The sequence below is a fragment of the Rhodoferax sp. WC2427 genome (assembly GCF_040822085.1).
Classification (GTDB): Bacteria; Pseudomonadota; Gammaproteobacteria; order Burkholderiales; family Burkholderiaceae_C; genus Rhodoferax_B.
In genome coordinates this window covers 3,371,266-3,391,514 of the sequence record NZ_CP162006.1, presented here as the reverse complement: position 1 = coordinate 3,391,514, position 20,249 = coordinate 3,371,266, and the positions used below count along the sequence as shown (strand labels likewise).

The window sequence follows — 20,249 nt, the reverse complement described above, 5'->3', positions numbered from 1 at the left end:
CCTCAGGATTTGGTGGCGAACTGGGCGGTGCCTGCGGCCATGGTGGCTTTGCCGTTGGCCACACCGCTGGCGGCGCGCAGGGCGTACAGGTTCTTGCTGACCATGCTGGCGAAGTCGATGGAGGGCACGTCCTGCTTGAAGTTGTTGGACAAAAAGATGCCCGGCAGCAGCAGGCCCAGGCCTTCCAGGTCCTGTGGGCGCACGGCGCGCAGCTGGGCCAGGGCCATGGCTTCATTGACGGTGTCCAGCAGGCTCTCGAGTGTCCAGTGGTCGGCGGCGGGGTCGGCGGGCACGGCCAGCAAGATGCTCTGCGGCGGGCGGGCCCCGGGTGCGTCGAAATGGAAGCCCACGCCAGTGGTCTCGGTGTCGGAGGGGATGGTTTCCATCCATTCATCGACAAACAGGCCCGACAGGGTGCTGGCCGCATCCAGCGCCCGCAGGCCGCCGGGGGCGTGCGCCGCAATCGCCACCACGCCGCGCAGGTCCTGCAGCTTTTGCTTGGGCGCGGGGGGCAGGGCGGCCCAGTGGTTTAACGGGTTGCGCGGGAACTGCAGCAGCTGGAAGTCCAGCGGGTCGTCCAGGTAGCCGCTGTCTTCGCCCAGCGCCTCTGCCGCCAGCAGGGTGTCGGCCAGCAGGGCGCTGGCTTCGCGCACGCAGGCCAGCTTGGGCAACCAGCCCGCAATGGCCGCGTCGTCGTTGCCCAGCGCGGCCTTGCCCAGCAGCATGTCGCGGTCGCCCAGGCTGGCGGCGGCATCTGCGGCAAATGCGCCCAGGGTGAACAGCGGCAGCACCGGAAAATCCTTGCCCATCACCGCGTGGATGCGGTCCAACAAGGCTTGGAGTTGCCCGCCGCGCCCGTCGGACACCGGCGCGGTGCGGGCTGCCGTGGTGCGGCCGCCGATTTCCAGCAGCAAGGCGCGGGCGCGGCCTACGGCACGGGCTGCCGTGTCGTCATCGCTCAGCGGCTGGCCCTGGCCGTCGCCTGCGGCCACCGGGGTATGGCCTGCGGCGCTGCGCCAGCCCAGGGCATAGGCGGCGGCCAGGGCGGTGTGGGTTTGCGCCAGCAGTGCGGGGGTGGCGGGATCCAGCGGATCCAGGGTATCCAGGTCTTCCGGCGCGGCGGCGCTGGCATCGGCCAGCAGGGCCAGCACGGCATCGGCCTGGCGTTCGGCATCCTGACAACGTACTTCCAGCTCGGCCAGGTCCACCCCGGCGGCTTCGCCATCGTCCTGGGTGGCGGCGCTCTCCACGCCGTCGCGGGCTTGCACCATGTCCATGCGACGCAACGGGCGGGTTTTAGCCAGCAGGCGGCGCAGCACCCAGGCCAGTGACTCGAAGGCGACCAGCCCGATTTGCCCGGCCTCGGGCGCGTCGGCCTGCAGCACCACGGCCAGGCCGTCGGCGGCGGCACCCAGTTGTGCCCGCAGCTTGTTGCCCATCAGCTGCCCCAGGCGCTCCTGCACGCCGCTTTGGCCCGCGCCTTGCTGGGCTTCGCTGTGCAGCACCAGCGCCAGTGGTGACAGGCCAAGCTCGGCGATGCCAGCGGTGAGCACGGTGTCGGTCACGACCCAGTCGCCGTTATCCCCGGTGGGCGGGCTGAATACCTGGGCCTGGAACTGGTAGCGGCCAGGGTCGCCCAGCAGCCGGGCCAGCCAGGCGTTCAGGCGCGGCTCCATGCGGGCGGTCAGCTCGCCCTCCACCGCCCAGGGGCCGGGGTCTGCGGATTCCAGCGCCACCACCAGCCGCTGGGTGTAGCCGCGGGTGCTGTGCGGGGTGTCGGCCACACGGGGCTCGGGTGGGCGGGTTTGCTTGTCCAGGGTCATCATGGCGGCCCCGGCGCCGTCCAGGTTGCCGCTGACCATCTGGTACACGCTCTCGGACACCAGCAGGTCGGACACCGCGTCCATCTGCTCCAGCAGGTCGTCGATCAGCACGGCGATCTCGGCGTGGGGCAGCAGCAGCGCGTCGGGCACGCCCGGCACTTTGAAGGCCGTGCCCGCGGCGCGGGCGGTGCGGTAGGCATCCATCAGGCGCACGCCGTCCACCACGTCGCGGGCGGCAATGCTCTCGCTGGCTTCGTCCTGCGGGCTGGCCCCGGCGGGGCGCAGCGGGTAGGCCTGGCGGCACTCCAGGATGTACTGGGCCAGCGCCTGGCCCGCGCTGTGCGTCATGCCGCGCTCGAAGCGGTAGCCCAGCAGGGCGGCCATGGACTGGCCGTTGGCGATGCCCTCCAGCAGCTGCTTGGCGCGCTGCACCCGCTGGGAGCGCAGGTCGATGTCAAACGCCTGGCCGGGGGCTTGCCCGTTGGCCAGAAAGCCGCTGCGCAGCACGGCGGCGGCGGTGGCTTGCTGTACCGAAGGCGCATGGATGTAGCCCAGGCTGTCCAACGCCTGGCTTTGGCCGGGCGGCAACTGCCTGCGGCGCACCACATCGGGCAGCAAGTCTTCCACCACGCCAAATGCGCCCAGGTGCAGGCCCTGGGGCCGGGCCGCGCGCAGGGTGTCGAGCCGGTGCGTGGCCAGGGCGGTGATCCAGGCATCCAGCCGGTGGGCGTACAGGTCCAGCGTGGTGCGAAAGGCCTGCTGCAGCTCGCCTGCGTTGCAGTCTTGCAAAAACGCCAGGCTGTCCTTGAAGCTGGCGATGTTTTGCATCTGCTCGGGCCACAAGGTGGCCGACTGGCCCAGGTACTGGGCGATGTGCCCCTCCACGGAGCGGTTGGCGGTGGTGCCCTCCAGCCGCACGCCCATCATGCTGCGGGCAGTGTTGACTTCCACCTGGTCGCCCACCAGGGTGCTGGTGGCCACGCCGACGTACTCGGCCAGGCCCATGCGCTGGAACTGGCTTTTCACCAGCGGGCTGACGCTGGCGCTGTTTTGCACATGCGCGTAGAACAGCGCGTGGCCCGATTTGAGGATTTCTTCGTCGGCGGCAAAGGCCAGCATGGCTTCCAGCAGCGAGTTGCCGTTTTGCATGGGCACGATGCGCGCGCGCAGGTCGCTGACCGGGTCGCCCAGGTGGTTGTGCAGGGTGGCGATGTAGTTGGGCTGCAGCAGGGCCGCGCCCTCGCGTTCGCGGGGCATGTTGTCGGGGTCGCGCTGCACCCAGGGCACGGCATCCAGCGAATTCTGCTTGGGCCGCATGGCGCACAGCGACAGGTAGGGCACCTGCACCGCGGCGCTCTTGCGGCTGAGCAACTGGCCCATCAGGCCACGCAAAAACGCGCCCTGGAACTGCACCAACTCGGCAAACGCCGGGTTGTTCTGGGTGGTGGCCGGGCCGATGACTTCGTTGTAGCGCTTGGCGCAGGCCCAGGGTTGCATGGATAGCACCTGGTGCAGGCTCTCGGCGCTGGGGTTGCGCAGTGTGGGCACCTTGTAGACCACGCTGTCCCAGTGCGGACGCAGCCAGTCCAGCGCCTCGGTGAGTTCGCGCTCCAATGCGGAACGCGGGCTGGGCACGAAATCGCGCGCGCAGATGGGCAGGATGCCGTAGGGCTGCTGGCCCACGCGCAGGGTGGACAGCGGACCGCCGGGGCGCAGGTAGCGGACCGACCAGGCGCGCAGCTGCTCCACCGCCGCGTCGCTGATCAGCGCCTGCGCCGTGTCGCGCGGGTTCCAGAAGTAGCGCAGGGTGTAGCCCAGGGTGGCGCTCCACAGCGCGTTGACCATGTGGCCTGCGCTGGCCGATTCGCGCAGCGTGGCGCCGGGCACCGTGCCTGCGTCAAACACCTCCACCGGCAGGCCCAGCAGGCCTTGCAGGCGGCCCCCGGCAGTGGCCAGCTCAAAAGCCCCGTCTGCCGAGCGCTGGCTGGTGGTTTGCGGGTCCATGTCGGCCAGCAGGTCGGCCCCGTTGGCGGCAAAAGCGGCGCGGGTGGTGCTGGTGTTGTTGGTGGGTGTGCCCTGGGCCACCAGCTTGAGCCCGGCGCTGTGCTGGTGGTTGTCCAGCAGGCTGGCCAGCAGGGTGGCGGCGGAGTCGGGGGTCTGCGTCCAGTCCACGCCCAGCACCACCAGGCGGTCGATGGGGTCGGACAGCGTAGCCCCGTTGCGCATATCGTTGGCAGTGACGCGGATGGCCATGCCCGCCTTCACGGCGGCGGGGAAGTCCACCAGCCAGGCGCGGTCGCCACCAAAGGGGTCTTTCTCGGCCTCGGCTTCGTCGGTGGCGGTGAGCGGGTCGAACGCCGGGTTCATCGGCAGCAGGTCGGCCACCGGCTGGCCCCAGACGCGGAACACCTCGCGGCCCCGGCTTTGGCCCACCACCACAAAGCGGTCGGGCAGGGCGGTGGCGTAGACGGTGGCACCGACCCGGCTGGCTTGGGGAATGGCCGCGTCGTCAAACTCGGGGCTGACCAGCACCGCGTCGGCATCGTCGATGCGGCGGCCCAGCTGGTCAAAGTTGGTGGGCGTGGTGCTGCGCACAATCCAGGCGGCACGGGCCGGGGTGTAGATGCGGGCGATCTGCAGCCAGGGCGACTCGGTGTCGCTCGGGGTGGCAAAGCGCTCTGCCCAGTAGCGTTTGCCCTCGGCGGTTTCGGCTTCGCTCAGGCCCGGCTCGTGGCCAAAGCTGTGGATGGCATCGGGATAAATGCGCACCATCAGTTCGCTGGCATCGGCGGTGTAGCGGGTCTGCACCGCCACCGGCAGCAGGGCCACCGGGTGGGCGGCATCCAGGGCCTCGACCAGCGGGGCCGGGTTGTCCTGCGGCAGTTGCAGGTGGGCCAGCAGGTCTTGCGACAGGTTCTGGATGCCTTGCAGGCGCTGTGCCGTGCCTTGCAGGGCCGCCTGGGCGGTACGGCGCAGGTCGGCCACCTGCTGGGCCTGCGCTTGCAACGCATCGGCGCTGGCACCGGTGCGGGCCAGGGTATCGAGTGCGGCTTGGGCCTGCTGCCAGGCCAGGGTGGCACTGCGCTGGGCATCGCGCTGGCGCACCAGCTCGGCGCGGGCGGCCTGCAGTGCGTCCAGATTCAGGTTCAGTGCGGGCATGGCGGCGTCCTTAACGGGGAATTCAGGTAACTAGGTCGGCGCCCACAAAGTAGGCGCGGAACGGTTGTTGCAGCAGGGCGCGGGCGATTTCTGCGGCGTTGGCCTGGGCCGTCAGCATGGGGAAGCTCGCAAATGCCGGTGGCGGAGCCTGGCGCAGGCCGGCCAGCGTGACAAAGCCACCGGGGGGCACGGCCAGGTTGCTCCACGACAAGGCCTTGTAGGCGTTGTACTGGCTGTGCAGCGGCGTGGCCATGGCGGTGCGCAAGGCGTTGCGCCGGGGTGGGCCGGTGCGGGCCTGGCCGGGGGCGGGTTCATCCACATCGAAGCCAAAGCGCGGCTCGGTCATTTGCTCTTCCAGCACAAAGCACCAGTCGGCGGCCTTTTCGTCGTCGATGTCAAAGCCAAAGAAGCTGATGTCGTCGCCAATCGTGCCGCTAAAGCGTGGCGTGGCCAGCGCGCCGTCGGGCGGCAGGCCTTGCGCGTCTTTCAGCAGGGTGTCGGCTCCCGGGGTCTTCTTCCAGGCGTAGACAGCGGTGTTGGGGTAGCGGCGCAGCAACTGGCCGCGCACCAGCAGCACCACCGGGTTGATACGCTCGCCGTTGGTGCGCCGGATGAACGGGCTGATGGCGTCGCTGCGCAGGCCCAGTGGCTGCGCGCCCCACTGGTGGAGGGGCTGGATGTCGTCCAGCGGGGTGTAGGTGTAGGTGGGCGCGGGGCCGATGCTGCTGCGGTCCCAGAAGCGCTGGAACGGGGTGCCGCGCAGGTCGGTGGGAAAGCCGCGCCACAGCAGCTCGCGGTTCATCTCGCAGTTGGCCCCGGCCATGAAGCTGTCGATGAAATGCTGGTTTACCTTGGCCAGCATCACCAGGTCTTGCGGAATGCCATCCACCCCCGGCATAAAGGCGTTTTTGTTCCAGGTAGACAGGCGCTGGTACAGCGGCTCTGGCAGCGTGGGCCAGGCCATCACCCGGTCGAACAGCGCGGGCACCATGAAGCGTTGGCGGGCGAAGGCATCGGTGGTGGACAAATAGGCCGACACAAAGGCGTTGCCCTCGGTGGCAGCCAGGTGTGCCACCGACACCGTGCTGGCCAGCCGCGCGCGCAGCGTGGTGTCGGGCTGGGTGGCCACGGTGATGGCGCTGCGGGCGGCCACCAGGCTGAAATCCACGGCTTGCACCTGCACCTGGCTTTGCGCGAAGCCGTCGGTCCACAGCTGCTGGCTACCGCGGGTGGCGACGGCATAGCGGTTCAGCACCGCGCGCTGGCGCAGTGCGGGTGGCAGGGTCAGCGTGGCCACGGCCAGGTCGTGCGGGGCGGCCAGCGAACCGACGATCTCGAACCCGGTGTTGACGCTGAAGTGGGGCTTCTCGGCATCCAGCACCACCGATTGCACCGCATTGATCGGCAGCGCGGCAAACACGCCCGCGGTGCTGAACTTGCGGCTGTCGGCAATGCGCAGGCTGCCCAGGGTGGTACCGGCCAAGGCGCGGGCTGTCGCGCCCTTGCGGGCGGCGGGCGTGGTGTCGCGGCGGGCGCTGTCGAACTCGCGCACCAGGGCGCGGTTCAGGCGCAGGTTGCCGCTGCGGGCATCCAGCTTCAGGGTGCTGAACTGCAGGCTGGATTGCTGGTTGTTGCCTGCGGCACGCGCCTCGACCAACACCCCCTCCACCCCCCGGTGGCCCAGCGACTCGATGGTGCTGGCCACCACGCCCCAGTCGGTGGACTGCACCGTGGGCATGGCGCTGGCCAACTGGCTGAAGCGCTCCACATGCAGGTCGGTGAACACGCCCAGGTGCTGGCCCGCACGGATCTGCAGCCCGGGCATGCCACGTTTGGCCAGCGCCATGGCGGCCCCCTTGCCGGCGGTCTGCAGTGCCCGTGCCTGGCCCACCGTGGTCTGGCCCAGCCCCAGGCCGCGCAGGTCCAGCAGGCGGTCGGCGGCACCCTCCAGATCCATGGCATCCAGCATCTTGCTGCTGACGATGCCATCGGGCAAAAATGCGTTCACGGTGAAGGCGGCGCTGCGCTGGGTGGCGGCAGCCATGGCCCCCAGGTAGCGTTGGGTCTGCCCGGCCAGCGCGGGCAGGTTGGCGTTGAGCCGTGCGGCCATGCGCAGGCTGCGCCGCTGGGGCGTGGTGGCGCGGCGCATGGTGGTGTCGGCCAGCGCGACGGGCAGGCTGCTGCGGGCGATCTGCCCGGCCACCGAACCGGCCGCACTGCCGATGCGGTAGGCCGTACCGTTGACCGCCCGGGCCTCGATGCGGCCCAGCGCGGGCCCCATCACCTGCAGCAACCGTTCGGGCGGCAGGGTGTCGAAATGCTTGGCCTTCAGGGCCCGCTGCGCCTCGATGGCCAGCCGGGTCAGGTTGAAGCGCATTTCGGCCTCCTGGATGCGGCCGATCTGGCCCCAGGCGGCGTCCATGAAGATTTCCTGGTTTTGCCGCACCACCTCGGCCCCATAGCCTGCGGCCCCGCGGTAGCGCGGGTTCAGGTTCAGCCCGGCCACCCAGTGGGTGGCGGCCTCGTCCACCGCCACCTGGTGCTTTTTGGCATGCCAGCCACCGACCATCTGCGGCTTGACCTCGATGCGCCGCCCGGCGGCATTGGTGGGGCCGTCGGCCACCGGGTCGGCCACGTTGGCCTGCGGGGTGTTGACGATCAGCGCCAGGCTGTCGGCCTGCGTCGGGTCGGGTGCCGTACCGGGGGTGTAGCGGATGGGCACCAGCGCGCCTTCCATGGTGGCCACCGCACCCTGCACAAAGCCGGTCAGCACCGGGTCCACGCCCATCGGTGCGGTGCCCACGCGGCTGAGCAGGGCGGCCACCTCGGCGTTGCCCGCGTAGGCGGTGGGTGTCTTGAGCCGCCGCGCCAGCGATTCAAAGTCGCCGCCCGGCCCGGTGGAAAACTCCCAGTGGTAGTACACCGGCAGCAGCACATCCTTGCGTTGCTGTACGTCCCAGGCCGGGCCCAGGGTGGCCATGGCGGCGGGCTGGGCCTCGGCCTGGCCCAGGCCGCGCAAGCGCCCCGGCTCGAACGCGGGCACCACGCAGGCCACGTAATCGGTCAGCGGCAGCAGGCGGCGCGGGCTGACCAGGCGCGAGGCGTTGCGGGTCGGGTCGGCTTGCAGATCGGCCTGGATGCCGGGCTTGTCGTCCTTGTGGCTGACCACCTGCGCGTGCGCCCAGGACCAGGATTCGCCCAGCGGCGGCAGCTCGGTGGCCACGTCGGCGGCGGCAATGCGCACTGTGGGCAGCGGGCCCTGGGGCGGCATCTTGGGCGTGCCCACCTTGGATTTTTCCAGCACCAGCAGCACCAGCCAGGGGCGCAGGCGGTCGTCGGCATGGGCCAGGGCGGGGGTCAGCATCCACGGGAAGTCGGGCGGGTCGAAGTCCACGATGGCCAGGTAGTTGGGCTCGAAGTTGCGCGCGTGCGGCTTGGGGTCGGTGCGCAGCACCAGCCGGGTGTCGATGGCCACCACATCGCCGGGGCCGTGCAGTTGCAGTGCCAGCGGGTCGATGGGCGTGCCCGCGTGCGGCGCAGCCAGGCCTACGTTGACCTGGGCGGTGGCGCGCGCCGGAAGCAGCGGGCCTGCGCCCAGGGTGTCGCTGGCGGTCAGCGCCACACTCAAACCCCGGCGGACCCAGGGCATGAACTGGTAGGCAACTTGGGTGGAGGTGGCCATGGGAATGTCCTAAAACGCCTGTACGGTTTCAAACGATTCGACGATCTGCAGCGCCTTGCTGCTGGCCCCCACCAAATCGTGCGCGGCCCAGTACGACTGCGCGGCGGCCCCAGCCAGCGGTGTGCTGGCCAAAGTGCCGGTGGCGCTGTCTATGGTGTGCAGCGGGGCCGGGTTGACGGCGATCTTGACCTCGGTGGCGGGCTGCAGCCGGGCCGGGCGGCGCAGCTCCGAGCGCGCCGCCGCACCCAGCGAGGTGGCCCAGCGGGCATGCCCCACTTCCACCAGCGCACCGAGCGCCAGGCGGGAGCTGGCGGCGGTTTTGGGTGTGGACAGGTTGACCTCTTCGTAGTCGAACAGGTCCTTGGCGGTGCGGCCAAACTGGTACTTGTGCTGGCCCACCTGGAAGCCCGCCTCGAAACTGTCGAACGACGGGCGGCTGAAGGTTTCGTCCTCGCTCAGCTCCAGGAACTGGGCGGCCGAGAACTGGTCGTTGAGCTTTTTGTCCACCGGCGTGGTCTCTGCGCCGAAGCGGATCTCGCCGATGCTGATTTGCAGCGCGTCGCCACTGCCTTCGATGCCGTCGGTACCCAGCTTGGCCAGCTTTTTGTTCAGCGGCATGCGTTTTTGCACAAACTGCAGCACCGCGTTGGGGTGGGCCAGAATCCCGGCACTGGCGGGCAGCTTGGCGAAGCTGGCAAAGGCATCGCCCTCTTGCGGCAACTGGGCCGACCAGTTGCCGGGCTTTTGCAGCTCGGCCTTGAGCTCGGTGGCCAGCGACAGCTTGCGCACCGTGGTGGCACGGTCTTCGCCCCAGCTCTCGTCCACATGGAAGCTGAAGTCGGGCAGCGGCCAGGGCGTGTGGATTTCAGCCCGGCCCACAATGTGCCAGCGGCCCGGCCCGGCAAACAGGCCGTAGATGTCGATGCTGGCAAAGTCCAGGTCAAACACCTCCACGCTGGCCCAGACGTGCAGGTCCACCTCGAAGCGGAAGCGCGGCACGATGTAGACGATGGCATCGAACGCAAACCCGCCTTCGATGCTGGCGATGCCGATGTCGGCCCAGATGCGCATCGACGAGCCGGTTTGCACCGTGGCCGAGGTCACGGCAAAGTAGCCTCGGAACTGCATGCCCACCGGGCCGATCGACAAATCCGCCCCGATGCGCTGGAACGGGCTGGGCAGGCCGGGCGGCAGGTCGGTAAAGCGCGGGTGGAAGCCGCCGGCACTGATCAAAAAGCTGGGCCGGTCGCCAAAAATGGCGCGGAACGCAAACTGCCCCGTGAGTGCGATGAACACCACCCGCGAGTCGCGCAGCACGCCGTCGAACCAGATTTTCAGCGGGTCGAACACAATGCCGCCCGCAAAGTCCACCTGCAGCCGCAGGATGGCCAGCGACTTGTCCACCAGCGGCGGCAGTTGCACGATCACCTGGCCCACAAACACGATCTGGCTGGCTTCGATGAGCACGCCCACCCGTGCGATTACCAGGCTGGGCGTGCCCCAGCCCAGCTCCAGCATCGGCCCGATGACAAAGCCCCCGGCCTTGAACGGGAAGATGGTGCGCAGCTGGTTGATGATCTGCGGCGCGTTGGCCACCGGGTTTTGCGGAAACAAAAAGCTGTCCAGCGAGCCACTGGTCAGGCCCTGCGACAAGGTGTCCACACTCACCGTGTGCTGCACGCCCAGCAGCCCGCCAATGCCGGTGAGCGTGAAGCCAAAACCCAGCTGGATGGGCGGCAACTGCGCGGTGATGATCAGCAGCAGCGACCAGCCGCCGGGATTCTTGGTGCTGAGTAGGCCGATCGCCTTGACCCCGATCACGCCGATGCGGATGTCCAGAATGCCGCCGTACTCGCCCCGGTCGGGGTCGAACAGCAAAAAGCCGCCGCCCTTGACGATGCCCGCGTCGATGGCCAGGCCCGCGCCCGAGGGGGGCTTCAGGTCAAAGCGCGGCGCGGTGGTGCCGGCCAGCAGGTCGTCCAGCCGGAGCAGGGTGCCCAGCCGGTCGATGGAGCCCGCGAACGGTCCGATCTCCACCTGGAACGAGCCCGACAGCTCGACTTCGATTTTGTCCAGGTTGTCTGCCTTCTTCAGCTCGAAACTGAGGAACGGGATCTGTACCGGGCTGTTGGGGATGCGCTCCAGCGGGATGGTGGCCTTGAGGCCGGTGCCGTCCTTGAGCCGGAGGCCGCCCGCCATGTCGGCAATCAGCCCGAAGGTCAGCGCCACCTCGACAGACTCGCCCAGCACCGCGCCCAGGAAGGGGTCGTCGCCCACCTTGAGCGACAGCACGCTCTCGGCCAGGTCAAATTCCACCTTGGGCTGCAGGTTGTCCAGGGTGAAGCCGCCGCTCATCTTGCCGATGGTGAAGTGGGTTTGTGCCGCGTTGCCCAGCACCAGCGGCTGGTTGCGGCTAAACAGCAGGCCGATGGCCGAGGTGCCGGTGAGTACCGGCGCGGCCAGGGCGGGGAGCGGGTTGGTCAGCACCGGCAGGTCGACCTGCAGCGTGACCTTGCCGTCGGCCTTGAGCTCCAGCGCAAAGTCCTGCCCGGCACCGGGGCTGGCACGCAGGGTGGAGGTGAGCTCGGCGTACAGCAGGTGCTGGGGCAGGTCGTAGCCCAGCAGCAGGTCCAGGCTGCCGTTGGCGCCCCCGGCCAGCTGGAAGGCGCGGCTGGCCACCAGTGGCGGCAGGTCGATGCCCGGACCCCGGGGCACCAGCCAGCCTTTGGCGTCGTCCAGGTTGGGCGCGGCAAAGGCGCGGTCCAGCAGGGTGCCGATGGCCATCACCACCAGGCCCAGCGTCATCTGTGCTTCGGCAAAGGCGGCGGGGGTGGGCGGGTTGGCGGCAGTTTTGCCCAGCAGGCGGTAGACCAGCAGCTTGGCGGGCGGGTCGCTGGCGGGCTGGTCGGCATCGCCGCTGACGATCAGCAGCAGCTTGGCAATCGCATACGCGCTGGGGGGCTGGCCGGGGCTGGCCGAGGTGATGCGGTGGATCTGCTGGATGACCTTGGACAAATCCCCCAGCCCCACGCCGCCGTCGCCTAGGTGGGCCAGCAGCTCGCCCACGGTTTTCAACGCCGCCAGCGTTTCGCCCACCACCATGGCCGCGGTGGCCAGCGACTGGGCCTCGGCATTGCTGGCGTGGAAAGTGTCGGGGTTGATGGTGGCGGCGGTCTGGTCCAGTGCCAGCCCGAGCCGGGTGCGCAGCGCGTCGGCCAGCGGCGTGGCCAGCGCGGGCGGCTGGATGTCGGTTTGCAGTGCGGCCACGCTGCCCTGCAGCCACAAAAATGCGCGCAAAAAAACGGTGTCAGCGGTGCCAGCCATGCGGTTTCCTTCACGGATGAGCCAGTAAGCGCGTTTTTGGCTCTACAGGCTCATGCGAGGTTAGGCGGGGCTGGGGGCTGCGTCAATTGGCCTGGTGCGGTGGGGCGGGGCAGACGTCCCTAGTTTTGTGGACGAATGCGGACCCAGCTGGCGCAGACCAGAGTTTGGATAAAAAGTGCCTCCAGCGCTTATTCTATAAGCATGAGAAGCTATTATTTAGATAGCGTGTGCCCCGGGGCCCGGCACAGCGCCAGATGCCCATTCATGGCCCGTCCCGCCGCCAAACCGGCCCGCGTCACATCCGCCAGCAGCAACTCGGCCCCGCGCCCGGCCTGTACCAGGCCCGCCCCGTTCGGTGCTGCCACGCAGCTGAGTCCGTTGTAGGCCAGACCGCCCTCAGGGCCGCAGAAGTTGGCATAGGCCAGGTACAGCTGGTTTTCGTAGGCCCGCGTGGGCACCAGGTGCTGGGCGACGAAATCGAAGCCTTCCATGTTGGCGGTGGGCACCACGATCAGGTCGGCACCCTGTAGGGCCAGGCGGCGGGTGTTTTCGGGGAATTCCACGTCATAGCAGACCAGCAGGCCGAGCCGCCAGCCGTGCAAATCAAACAGCGGCTCGTCGCCGGGGCCGGGGCTGAACATGCCGCGGTCCAGGTCGCCGAAGAGCTGGGTCTTGCGGTAGCGGCCCAGCGTGTAGCCTTGGGCATCGATGCACTGGGCGGCGTTAAACACCGCGCCACCGTTGTGCTCGGGGTGGCCGAAGACGATGCCGATCTGGTGCTGGCGGGCGATGGCCGCCACGGCCTGGGCGCGCGGGCCGTCAGAAGGCTCGGCCAGTGCGGCGGCAGCGGGGCCGCCGATGTTGTAGCCGGTCAAAAACATCTCGGGTGTGACCAGCAACTGCGCCCCGGCAGCGGCGGCCTGGGCGGCGAACCGCTCCAGCCGGGCCAGGTTGGCGGGCACGTCCAGCGGCAGCGACGGGCACTGCAGCAGCGCCAAACGTAGATCGTTCGGCAGGTCGCTCATTCCGGCAGCTCCATGGGGCCGATCTCTTTGAACACATCGCCGGGGCCGGGGTTCTCGGCGTGGGTTGCGCCACCGAAGTGGTGCAGGATGCCCCACACCGCGTTCAGCGATGTCTGCACCGCGCCCTCCACCCAGGCGGGGGTCCAGGACACGTCGTCGCCTGCGATGAAGATGCCGCGTTCGCTGGCGGGTTTGTCGTCTTGCATGAAGTGGGCAAACATGCGCTGGTTGTAGCGGTAGTGGCCGGGCAGCGCACCCTTGAACGCGCCCAGGAAGTGCGGGTCGGCCTCCCACGAGACGGTGATGGGGTCGCCGATGATGTGGCGGGCAATGTCCACCTGCGGGTAGATTTTTTTCAAGGCATCCAGCGCCAGCTTGACGCGCTTTTCGGGGGGCTGGGGCAGCATTTTCAGCGCGTCGCCCATCCATGCGTACGACAGGCAGATCACGCCCGGTTTGCCGGGGCCGTTGTCGAACAGATAGGTGCCGCGGGTGAGGCGGTCGGTCAGCGTCATGCTCAGGGTGTCGCGTCCGGTGAGGGGGTGTTTGTCTTTCCAGAACGGGCGGTCCACCATGACGAAGGTTTTGCTGGACTGCATGTAGCGGGTGCGGTCCAGTGCCATCCACATTTTTTGCGAAAACAGCGATTCGTCGCAGGCGATCTGGGTGGTTAACAGCCAGCTTTGGCAGGTGGTGAGCACGGCGGCATAGCTGCGCGTGTCGCCCCAGCGGTCGGTGACGGCAATCTGGTCATCGTCTTGCCGCTGGATGGCCGCCACGCCCGCGCGCGGTGCGCCGCCGTGCAGGCTGGCCAGGGTGGTGCCTGCAGGCCAGTGGACGCAATGCGCGGGCGCGTGCTGCCACAGGCCCAGCGGCACCTGGTCGGCCCCGCCCACAATCAGGCGCTGCTCGTCGTCGCAGTTGGTCATCACCACGCGCAAGATTTCCAGCATGGAGTTGGGGAAGTCCGAGTCCCAGCCGCCGGTGCCAAAGCCCACCTGGCCGAAGACTTCGCGGTGCTGGAACGACAACCCGGCAAACGCCTTGGAGGTGGCCACAAAGTCGTAGAAGGTGCGGTCGTCCCACAGCGGGACCAGTTTGTTCCACAGCGCCTTCAGCGCGGGCACATCGCGGCTGCGGATGGCGTCTTGCACCGCCTCGAATTGGGCACCGTCTTCCAGCGCGCGGGCCCAGGCATCGGCCACCTCTTTGAACATGGGGGGCAGGTCGGCGAGCTTTTCGGCGTAGTAGGTCTGGCCTTCCAGATCGACCACGGTGCTGCCGCTGGCGGGCGTGAGCGGGTTGGGGAAAGGCTGGCTTTGCAGGCCCAACGCGTTGACATAGTGGTAGAACGCGGTGCTGGACACCGGGAAGCGCATGCCGCCCAGCTCGGCGATCACGCCCTGGCCGCCCTCGAACGGCTGCGAGCGCAGGCGCCCGCCCATCTTGGAGGCCTCGTACACCACGGGTTTGAAGCCCAGCTTCATCAGCTCATAGGCGGCCACCATGCCGGCCATGCCCGCGCCGACGATGGCCACCTCGGCCCCATGGTGCTGGGCGGGCAGGCTGCCTAGCCCGGCGGGGTGGGCGATCCAGTCGTCGAACGGAAACGGAAAGTCGGGGCCGAAAATGGTGACGGGTGCTTTGTTGGCCGGCGCGGCGGTGTGGTCGAGTGGCATGGAAAATTCGCAAGTGATCGGTATAGGTGTATATTTTGCTCAAAATATTGAGCGTTTGGGGAAATTATTTATGCGGGATGGTCCGTTTGATGTGGGGAGCCGCTTGCGCCAGGTGCGCATGGCGGCGGGCTGGTCGCAGCGGCAGCTGGCGGAGCGGGCGGGCGTGCCGTCCAGCCAGATTTCGACCATCGAGCAGAACAAGAGCAGCCCCTCGGTGGCCTCGCTGCGCAAGATTTTGAGTGGCGTGCCGCTGACCATGGCCGAGTTTTTCGAGCCCGACCAGCCCCAGGCCGATGCCGTGTTCCACAGCCCGGCCGACCTGGTGGATTTGACCTCCCGCCTGACGCGCCACGCCCCCGGTGCCAGCGGCGACCGCACCCTGACGCTGCGCCAAGTGGGCAACGCCCGCGCCCACAACCTGCAAATCCTGCAAGAACGCTACGCGCCCGGGGCCGACACCGGCGTGGACATGCTGGAGCACGACTCGCACGAGGGGGGCATTGTGCTCAGCGGCGAAATCGAGCTCACCGTGGGCGACCAGGTACGCGTGTTGAAGGCGGGCGATGCCTACCTGTTTGACAGCAGCCTGCCGCACCGCTTTCGCAATACCGGCGACAGCGTGGTCGAGATCGTCTCGGCCTGTACGCCGCCGTATTTGTAGTTTGCTATTGAATGAATAGCTGCTAATGCAGTACCGTCAGGCGCTGGGGGCCTGAAACGCGTGGAATCATGGTGGCGTTTCGGGCGGCAGGCGTCGTAACTGCAACGCTGACAGTGACGCATACAGCGGCGCACTCACCAAGCGTGATACGCCGCTGGCCACCAGGGCGCTGGCCATCAGGCTCAGCACTAGGCCATGGCCGTCCACCATTTCCATCACGATGATGAACGATGTCATAGGGGCTTGGGTCACGGCGGCCAGAAAGCCCGCCATGCCCAAAGCAATCAGCGTGGGCGCGTTGACGTACCCGGTCAGCAACGCAATGTCGTTGCCCAGGGCCCCGCCAATCGCCAGGGAGGGCGCGAAAATGCCTGCGGGCACCCCTGCCCAGGTGGTGATCCAGGTGGCAATGAACTTCAGCAACACGTACAGCGGTGCCGTGTCGCCGTGGCCCTCCAGCATGGCGCGGGTATGGCCGTAGCCACTGCCGTAGGTGTCGCTCTGGCTCACCACCCCCAGCACCGCCACGGCCAGCCCGCAAGCCGCCGCAAACCGCACGGGTGCAGACTGGCGAAAGCGGGTGAACACATCGGCCGAGCTGCCAGACAGCGACACCACCAGCAGCCGCGCAAACAGCCCGCCCGCCAGCCCGCAGCACACGGTAACCAGCAGGCCCGGCAGCAGCAGCGCCACACTTAAATTGTCGATGCGTATCACCCCAAAATAGGTGGTATTGCCGTATACCGACACGGCCATCAAACCGCTGAGCACGATGGCCGCCAGCAGCAGTCCACTGCTACGCTGCTCGGGCCGACGCGACAGCTCTTCAATGGCAAACATCACGCCGCCCAACGGAGTGTTGAACGCCGCAGCAATGCCGGCGGCGCCTCCGGCCAGCAGCAGGCCGTGTTCCGATACCCGCGAGTCCTTGGGCAGCCAACGGCGCGCGTGGTGCATCACCCCGGCGGCAATCTGCACCGATGGGCCTTCGCGCCCCAGCGACAAACCGGCCAGCAGGCCCCAGGCCGTCAGCAACGCCTTGGCCAGCGCCAGGCGCAAGGACACAAACAGGCCGCGGGCAGCAGGCGGCACTTCGGGGGTCAGTGCGGCCATCACCTGCGGAATGCCCGAGCCAGCGGCGCCGGGCGCAAACCGCCGTGTCAGCCAGACGATGGCTGCGGTGCAAGCCGGTGTCCACAGCAGAGGCGCCCACCAGGCCTGCGCGTCCAGCACAGAAAACAGGTGCAGGGCATGTTCCGTCAACCAGGTAAACGCCACCACCGTCAAGCCCGCTATCGCTGCAAACCCCAGCACCACGGTGCGCCCGGCCCACAAACGCCAGTCGGCCACTTCTTGCTGGAAGGCAGTGAAAACGCGGGGATGCGGCTGCATGGCTTGGACTCGGTAGGGTGTAAATTACATTTGCTGCAATGTATTGGATTGTAGGGTGTACCTGGCTCTATCATCCAACCATGCTGCCGTCACCCGATGCTTCTGAGACCTCCGCCACTACCGCCCAGGTGTTGCGGCGTTTTCGGGTGGTGTTCAACGCAGTGCGCAGCCATTTCCAGCAAGTGGAAAGCCAGGTCGGCCTGGGCAGCGCGCAGGTGTGGGCGCTGAGCGTGGTCAGAGACCATCCCGCCATCGGCATGGGCGGGCTGGCCAACAGTATGGACATCCACCAAAGTACCGCCAGCAATCTGGTCAAAGCCTTGCTGCGCAAAGAGCTGATCCGTACGGTCAAAGTGCCGGAGGATCGGCGCCACGTGCAACTGCAGATACTGCCCGCAGGACTGGCGGTGCTGGCCCAGGTGCCGGGTCCGTTTGCGGGTGTGTTGCCTTTGGCGCTGGGCAAGCTGCCCAGCGCCAGTCTGCAGCGGCTGGACCAGGACCTGGCAGAGTTGATCGTGCTGTTGAAGGCCGACGAGCAAGCCGGAGGTATTCCGCTGGCAGAGTTGTAATGCCGACGATTCAATGGGTGAATGCATCGTCTTAGCTGGCTGCAAAAATTCGGACGGTACCCAGTTGGCGGCAGGCATGCCGTCCAGCCCGTTGTCGGCCACCGAGCAGAACAAACGCCGACCTTCGGTGGCCTCGCTACGCAAAATTCTGGGTCGCGTGCCCTTGACCATGCTGGAACACGAGTCGCACGAGGGCGGCATTGTGCTCAGCGGCGAAATCGAGCTCACCGTGGGTGACCAGGTACGCGTGTTGAAGGCGGGCGATGCCTACCTGTTTGACAGCAGCCTGCCGCACCGCTTTCGCAATACCGGCGACAGCGTGGTGGAAATTGTTTCGGCCTGCACGCCGCCGTATTTGTGATTTGCTACTAAAGTTGTAGCTTCTCGTGCTGATGGAATAAGCGCTGGGGCAGGATTAGCTTGTGCACACTAAGAGGGTGTACCGTACGGGTATTCATTTTTTGAATGGAGTTTTTGTGGACTAGTATGAAGACATACCTTGGGACTGCGTCCTGCCTGTGAGGGGTGTCCTGGGGCCATATGGGTATACTGGTAACTACTTGTTACATTTCGGAGATGTTGATGCATTTGCACGAAACTCTCTTGTCACACACGCATGCAATGCTGCGGAGCCCCGTGCTGACCCGTTTGGACTGCTTGCGAAGGGCGGCTGGATGACCCCGGCCTCCACCGATACGCTCTGGGCACTCAACCCGGATGCGCTGTTGGCCATTTCGCCAACCGGACAGGTCTTGAACTGGAACCCGGCGGCCGAAACCATTTTTGGCTACAGCGAGAGCGAGGCGGTGGGGCAGTCGGTATTCGACCTGATCATTCCTAGAGACCGCGCCGACGAGGAGTTGCAGGCCCAGGCCGAGGTTTTGCGCCTGGGCATGGTGGTGTACGAGGCCGTGCGCCGCCGCAAAGACGGCACTTTGGTGCACACCAGCATTTCGACCAAGGTGGTCAACGATGCCAATGGCCATTTGGCGTACTTTCTCTCCAACCAAAAGGACGTGACCCACCTGAAGGTGCTGCGCGATGCCAAGCTGGTGGAAGCCCGTTTCCATGATTTGCTGGAGTCCACGCCGGATGCCATCGTGATGGTCAACGTGACCGGGCGCATTGTGCTGGTCAACTCCCAGGCGGAAAAGGTCTTTGGACATGGGCGGGCGGAGCTGCTGGGACAGCCGATCGAGGTGCTGCTGCCCAAGCGCTTTCGCAGTGCCCACCTGGGCCACCGCAGCCATTTTCTGGAGCAGCCGCGCACCCGCACCATGGGGGCCGGCCTGGAGCTGTTTGGTCTGCGCAAGGGCGGCGAAGAGTTTCCGGTGGAAATCAGCCTCAGCCCCATTGCTACCGAAGAGGGCACCATGGTGATGAGCGCCATCCGCGACATCACCGACCGCAAGAAGGCCGACCAGAAGTTCAAGGACCTGCTGGAGTCGGCCCCGGACGCGATGGTGATCGTCAACCGCGACGGCACCATGGTGCTGGTCAATTCACAGGCGGTGAAGCTGTTTGGCTGGAGCCGCGAAGAGTTGTTGGGCGAGAAGATTGAAATTCTGGTGCCTGAGCGTTTTCGCCACCAGCACCCGGGCAACCGCGGCGGCTTCTTTTCGCAGCCGCGCGCCCGGTCGATGGGGGCGGGACTGGATCTGTTTGGGCAGCGCAAGGACGGCTCGGAGTTTCCGGTCGAGATCAGCCTGAGCCCGCTGGAGACGGAAGACGGTCTGTTTGTGTCCAGTGCCATCCGCGATGTGACCGAGCGCAAACGCTTTGAGCAGACCTTGCACAATAAGAACCGCGAGCTGGAAAGCGCTGCGCTGGTCAAGGACCGTTTTTTTGCCAGCATGTCGCACGAGTTGCGCACACCGTTGAACTCCATCATCGGCTTCACCGGTACGCTGCGCATGCAATTGCCCGGCCCGCTCAACGAAGAGCAGGACAAGCAACTGCGCATCGTCCAGACCAGCGCCCGCCACCTGTTGTCCTTGATCAACGACCTGCTTGATCTGGCCAAGTTGGGCGCCAACAAGTTTGACCCGACGCGCGAAGCGGTGGATTGCCAGGCATTGCTGGTGGAGCTGGCCGCCACGCTGCGCCCCGAGGCCGAAAACAAGGGGCTGGAACTGGCGCTGCGGCTGGCCCCGAATGCGCTGGTATTGCAAACCGACCGCCGGGCGGTTAGCCAGATCGTCATCAATCTGCTGGGCAACGCCATCAAGTTCACCGAGCACGGGCGGGTGTGCCTGCAACTGGAAACCTGCCCGACTGCGGACGGCCAGGCACTGCGCATCAGCGTGGAAGACACCGGCCCCGGCATACCCGCAGCCGACCAGGGCCGCTTGTTCGAGGCGTTTTCAAGGGTCGAGGCGGCTGACCGGCGCCGATTCGAAGGCACCGGCCTGGGCTTGCACCTTAGCCGCAAACTGGCCGTGGAGCTGGGTGGGAACATCACCGTGCGCAGCGTGCATGGGCAAGGCAGCATTTTTACCCTGGAGCTCCCGCTGGAGTAGCCTATGCCCGCACATATTCTGGTGATCGAAGACGACGAGTTCAGCCGTGAACTGGTGCGCTACCTGCTGGACCGCCAGGGCTATACCATGCTGGAAGCGGCAGATGGTGGCGCGGGTGTCGAAATAGCCTTGCGTGAACACCCTGACCTGGTGCTCTGTGACTTGCAGATGCCGGTGCTCAATGGCTATGAAGTGGTACAGCGTTTGCACGCCAACCCGCTGTGGCGCGTGGTACCGGTGATTGCCGTGACCGCCTTTTCCATGCCCGGCGACCGCGATATTGCGCTGGCCGCAGGCTTTGACAACTACCTGACCAAACCCATTACTCCCGAGACTTTTGTAGAGCAAATCGCGGCCTTCCTACCGCCTGGGCTTCGGGCTCCCAGCCCGCCAGGCGCATAACTTCTACGGAATGG

11 protein-coding genes are annotated in these 20,249 nt (G+C 67.0%); 5 read left to right on the top strand and 6 right to left on the bottom strand.

Going from position 1 to position 20,249, the window contains the following annotated elements; translation table 11 throughout:
• Nucleotides 1-2: 2 nt before the first annotated feature.
• The 5 genes from AB3G31_RS15960 to AB3G31_RS15940 all read right to left on the bottom strand — a co-directional run bounded on the left by AB3G31_RS15960 (nt 3) and on the right by AB3G31_RS15940 (nt 14,692).
• Entirely contained in the window at nt 3-4,982 is a 4,980-nt protein-coding gene (locus tag AB3G31_RS15960) for a hypothetical protein (RefSeq protein ID WP_367847067.1), read from the bottom strand.
• 22 nt (nt 4,983-5,004) lie between these two features.
• The gene (locus tag AB3G31_RS15955) at nt 5,005-8,664 is read right to left on the bottom strand and encodes a hypothetical protein (protein ID WP_367847066.1); all 3,660 of its coding nucleotides are present in this window, start codon (nt 8,662-8,664) and stop codon (nt 5,005-5,007) included.
• 9 nt (nt 8,665-8,673) lie between these two features.
• Complete coding sequence (locus tag AB3G31_RS15950) at nt 8,674-11,988, bottom strand: DUF6603 domain-containing protein (protein ID WP_367847065.1); 3,315 nt, start codon at nt 11,986-11,988, stop codon at nt 8,674-8,676.
• A gap of 212 nt (nt 11,989-12,200) precedes the next feature.
• Nucleotides 12,201-13,013: a carbon-nitrogen hydrolase family protein gene (locus AB3G31_RS15945; protein WP_367847064.1), complete on the bottom strand. Its 813-nt coding sequence runs from the start codon at nt 13,011-13,013 to the stop codon at nt 12,201-12,203.
• The gene (locus tag AB3G31_RS15940) at nt 13,010-14,692 is read right to left on the bottom strand and encodes a flavin monoamine oxidase family protein (protein WP_367847063.1); all 1,683 of its coding nucleotides are present in this window, start codon (nt 14,690-14,692) and stop codon (nt 13,010-13,012) included. The genes AB3G31_RS15945 and AB3G31_RS15940 overlap by 4 nt, the downstream gene beginning before the upstream one ends.
• Before the next feature lie 70 nt (nt 14,693-14,762).
• Between AB3G31_RS15940 and AB3G31_RS15935 the strand changes: the two genes are divergently transcribed.
• Nucleotides 14,763-15,353: a cupin domain-containing protein gene (locus AB3G31_RS15935; protein WP_367847062.1), complete on the top strand. Its 591-nt coding sequence runs from the start codon at nt 14,763-14,765 to the stop codon at nt 15,351-15,353.
• 66 nt (nt 15,354-15,419) lie between these two features.
• Here AB3G31_RS15935 and AB3G31_RS15930 read toward each other — a convergent pair whose 3' ends face one another.
• Nucleotides 15,420-16,745 carry a chloride channel protein gene (locus AB3G31_RS15930; RefSeq protein ID WP_367847061.1) on the bottom strand — a complete coding sequence of 442 codons (1,326 nt, stop codon included), beginning with the start codon at nt 16,743-16,745 and terminating at the stop codon, nt 15,420-15,422.
• A gap of 80 nt (nt 16,746-16,825) precedes the next feature.
• Between AB3G31_RS15930 and AB3G31_RS15925 the strand changes: the two genes are divergently transcribed.
• The 4 genes from AB3G31_RS15925 (at nt 16,826) to AB3G31_RS15910 (ending at nt 20,235) form a co-directional block, all read left to right on the top strand.
• Nucleotides 16,826-17,314, top strand: a complete 489-nt coding sequence (locus tag AB3G31_RS15925) for a MarR family winged helix-turn-helix transcriptional regulator (protein WP_367847060.1) — start codon at nt 16,826-16,828, stop codon at nt 17,312-17,314.
• 13 nt (nt 17,315-17,327) lie between these two features.
• The gene (locus AB3G31_RS15920; RefSeq protein ID WP_367847059.1) at nt 17,328-17,675 is read left to right on the top strand and encodes a cupin domain-containing protein; all 348 of its coding nucleotides are present in this window, start codon (nt 17,328-17,330) and stop codon (nt 17,673-17,675) included.
• 313 nt (nt 17,676-17,988) lie between these two features.
• A complete protein-coding gene (locus tag AB3G31_RS15915) occupies nt 17,989-19,833 on the top strand; it encodes a PAS domain S-box protein (protein ID WP_367847058.1) in 1,845 nt (614 codons plus the stop codon).
• A 3-nt stretch (nt 19,834-19,836) separates the two neighbouring features.
• Nucleotides 19,837-20,235, top strand: a complete 399-nt coding sequence (locus AB3G31_RS15910) for a response regulator (protein ID WP_367847057.1) — start codon at nt 19,837-19,839, stop codon at nt 20,233-20,235.
• Nucleotides 20,236-20,249 lie beyond the last annotated feature (14 nt).

Coding starts and splice junctions, on each gene's coding strand:
- AB3G31_RS15940 (WP_367847063.1), bottom strand. CDS start 14,692: ATGCCACTCGACCACACCGCCGCGCCGGCCAACAAAGCACCCGTCACC.
- AB3G31_RS15920 (WP_367847059.1), top strand. CDS start 17,328: ATGGGTGAATGCATCGTCTTAGCTGGCTGCAAAAATTCGGACGGTACC.
- AB3G31_RS15950 (WP_367847065.1), bottom strand. CDS start 11,988: ATGGCTGGCACCGCTGACACCGTTTTTTTGCGCGCATTTTTGTGGCTG.
- AB3G31_RS15935 (WP_367847062.1), top strand. CDS start 14,763: ATGCGGGATGGTCCGTTTGATGTGGGGAGCCGCTTGCGCCAGGTGCGC.
- AB3G31_RS15945 (WP_367847064.1), bottom strand. CDS start 13,013: ATGAGCGACCTGCCGAACGATCTACGTTTGGCGCTGCTGCAGTGCCCG.
- AB3G31_RS15910 (WP_367847057.1), top strand. CDS start 19,837: ATGCCCGCACATATTCTGGTGATCGAAGACGACGAGTTCAGCCGTGAA.
- AB3G31_RS15955 (WP_367847066.1), bottom strand. CDS start 8,664: ATGGCCACCTCCACCCAAGTTGCCTACCAGTTCATGCCCTGGGTCCGC.
- AB3G31_RS15960 (WP_367847067.1), bottom strand. CDS start 4,982: ATGCCCGCACTGAACCTGAATCTGGACGCACTGCAGGCCGCCCGCGCC.
- AB3G31_RS15925 (WP_367847060.1), top strand. CDS start 16,826: ATGCTGCCGTCACCCGATGCTTCTGAGACCTCCGCCACTACCGCCCAG.
- AB3G31_RS15930 (WP_367847061.1), bottom strand. CDS start 16,745: ATGCAGCCGCATCCCCGCGTTTTCACTGCCTTCCAGCAAGAAGTGGCC.
- AB3G31_RS15915 (WP_367847058.1), top strand. CDS start 17,989: ATGACCCCGGCCTCCACCGATACGCTCTGGGCACTCAACCCGGATGCG.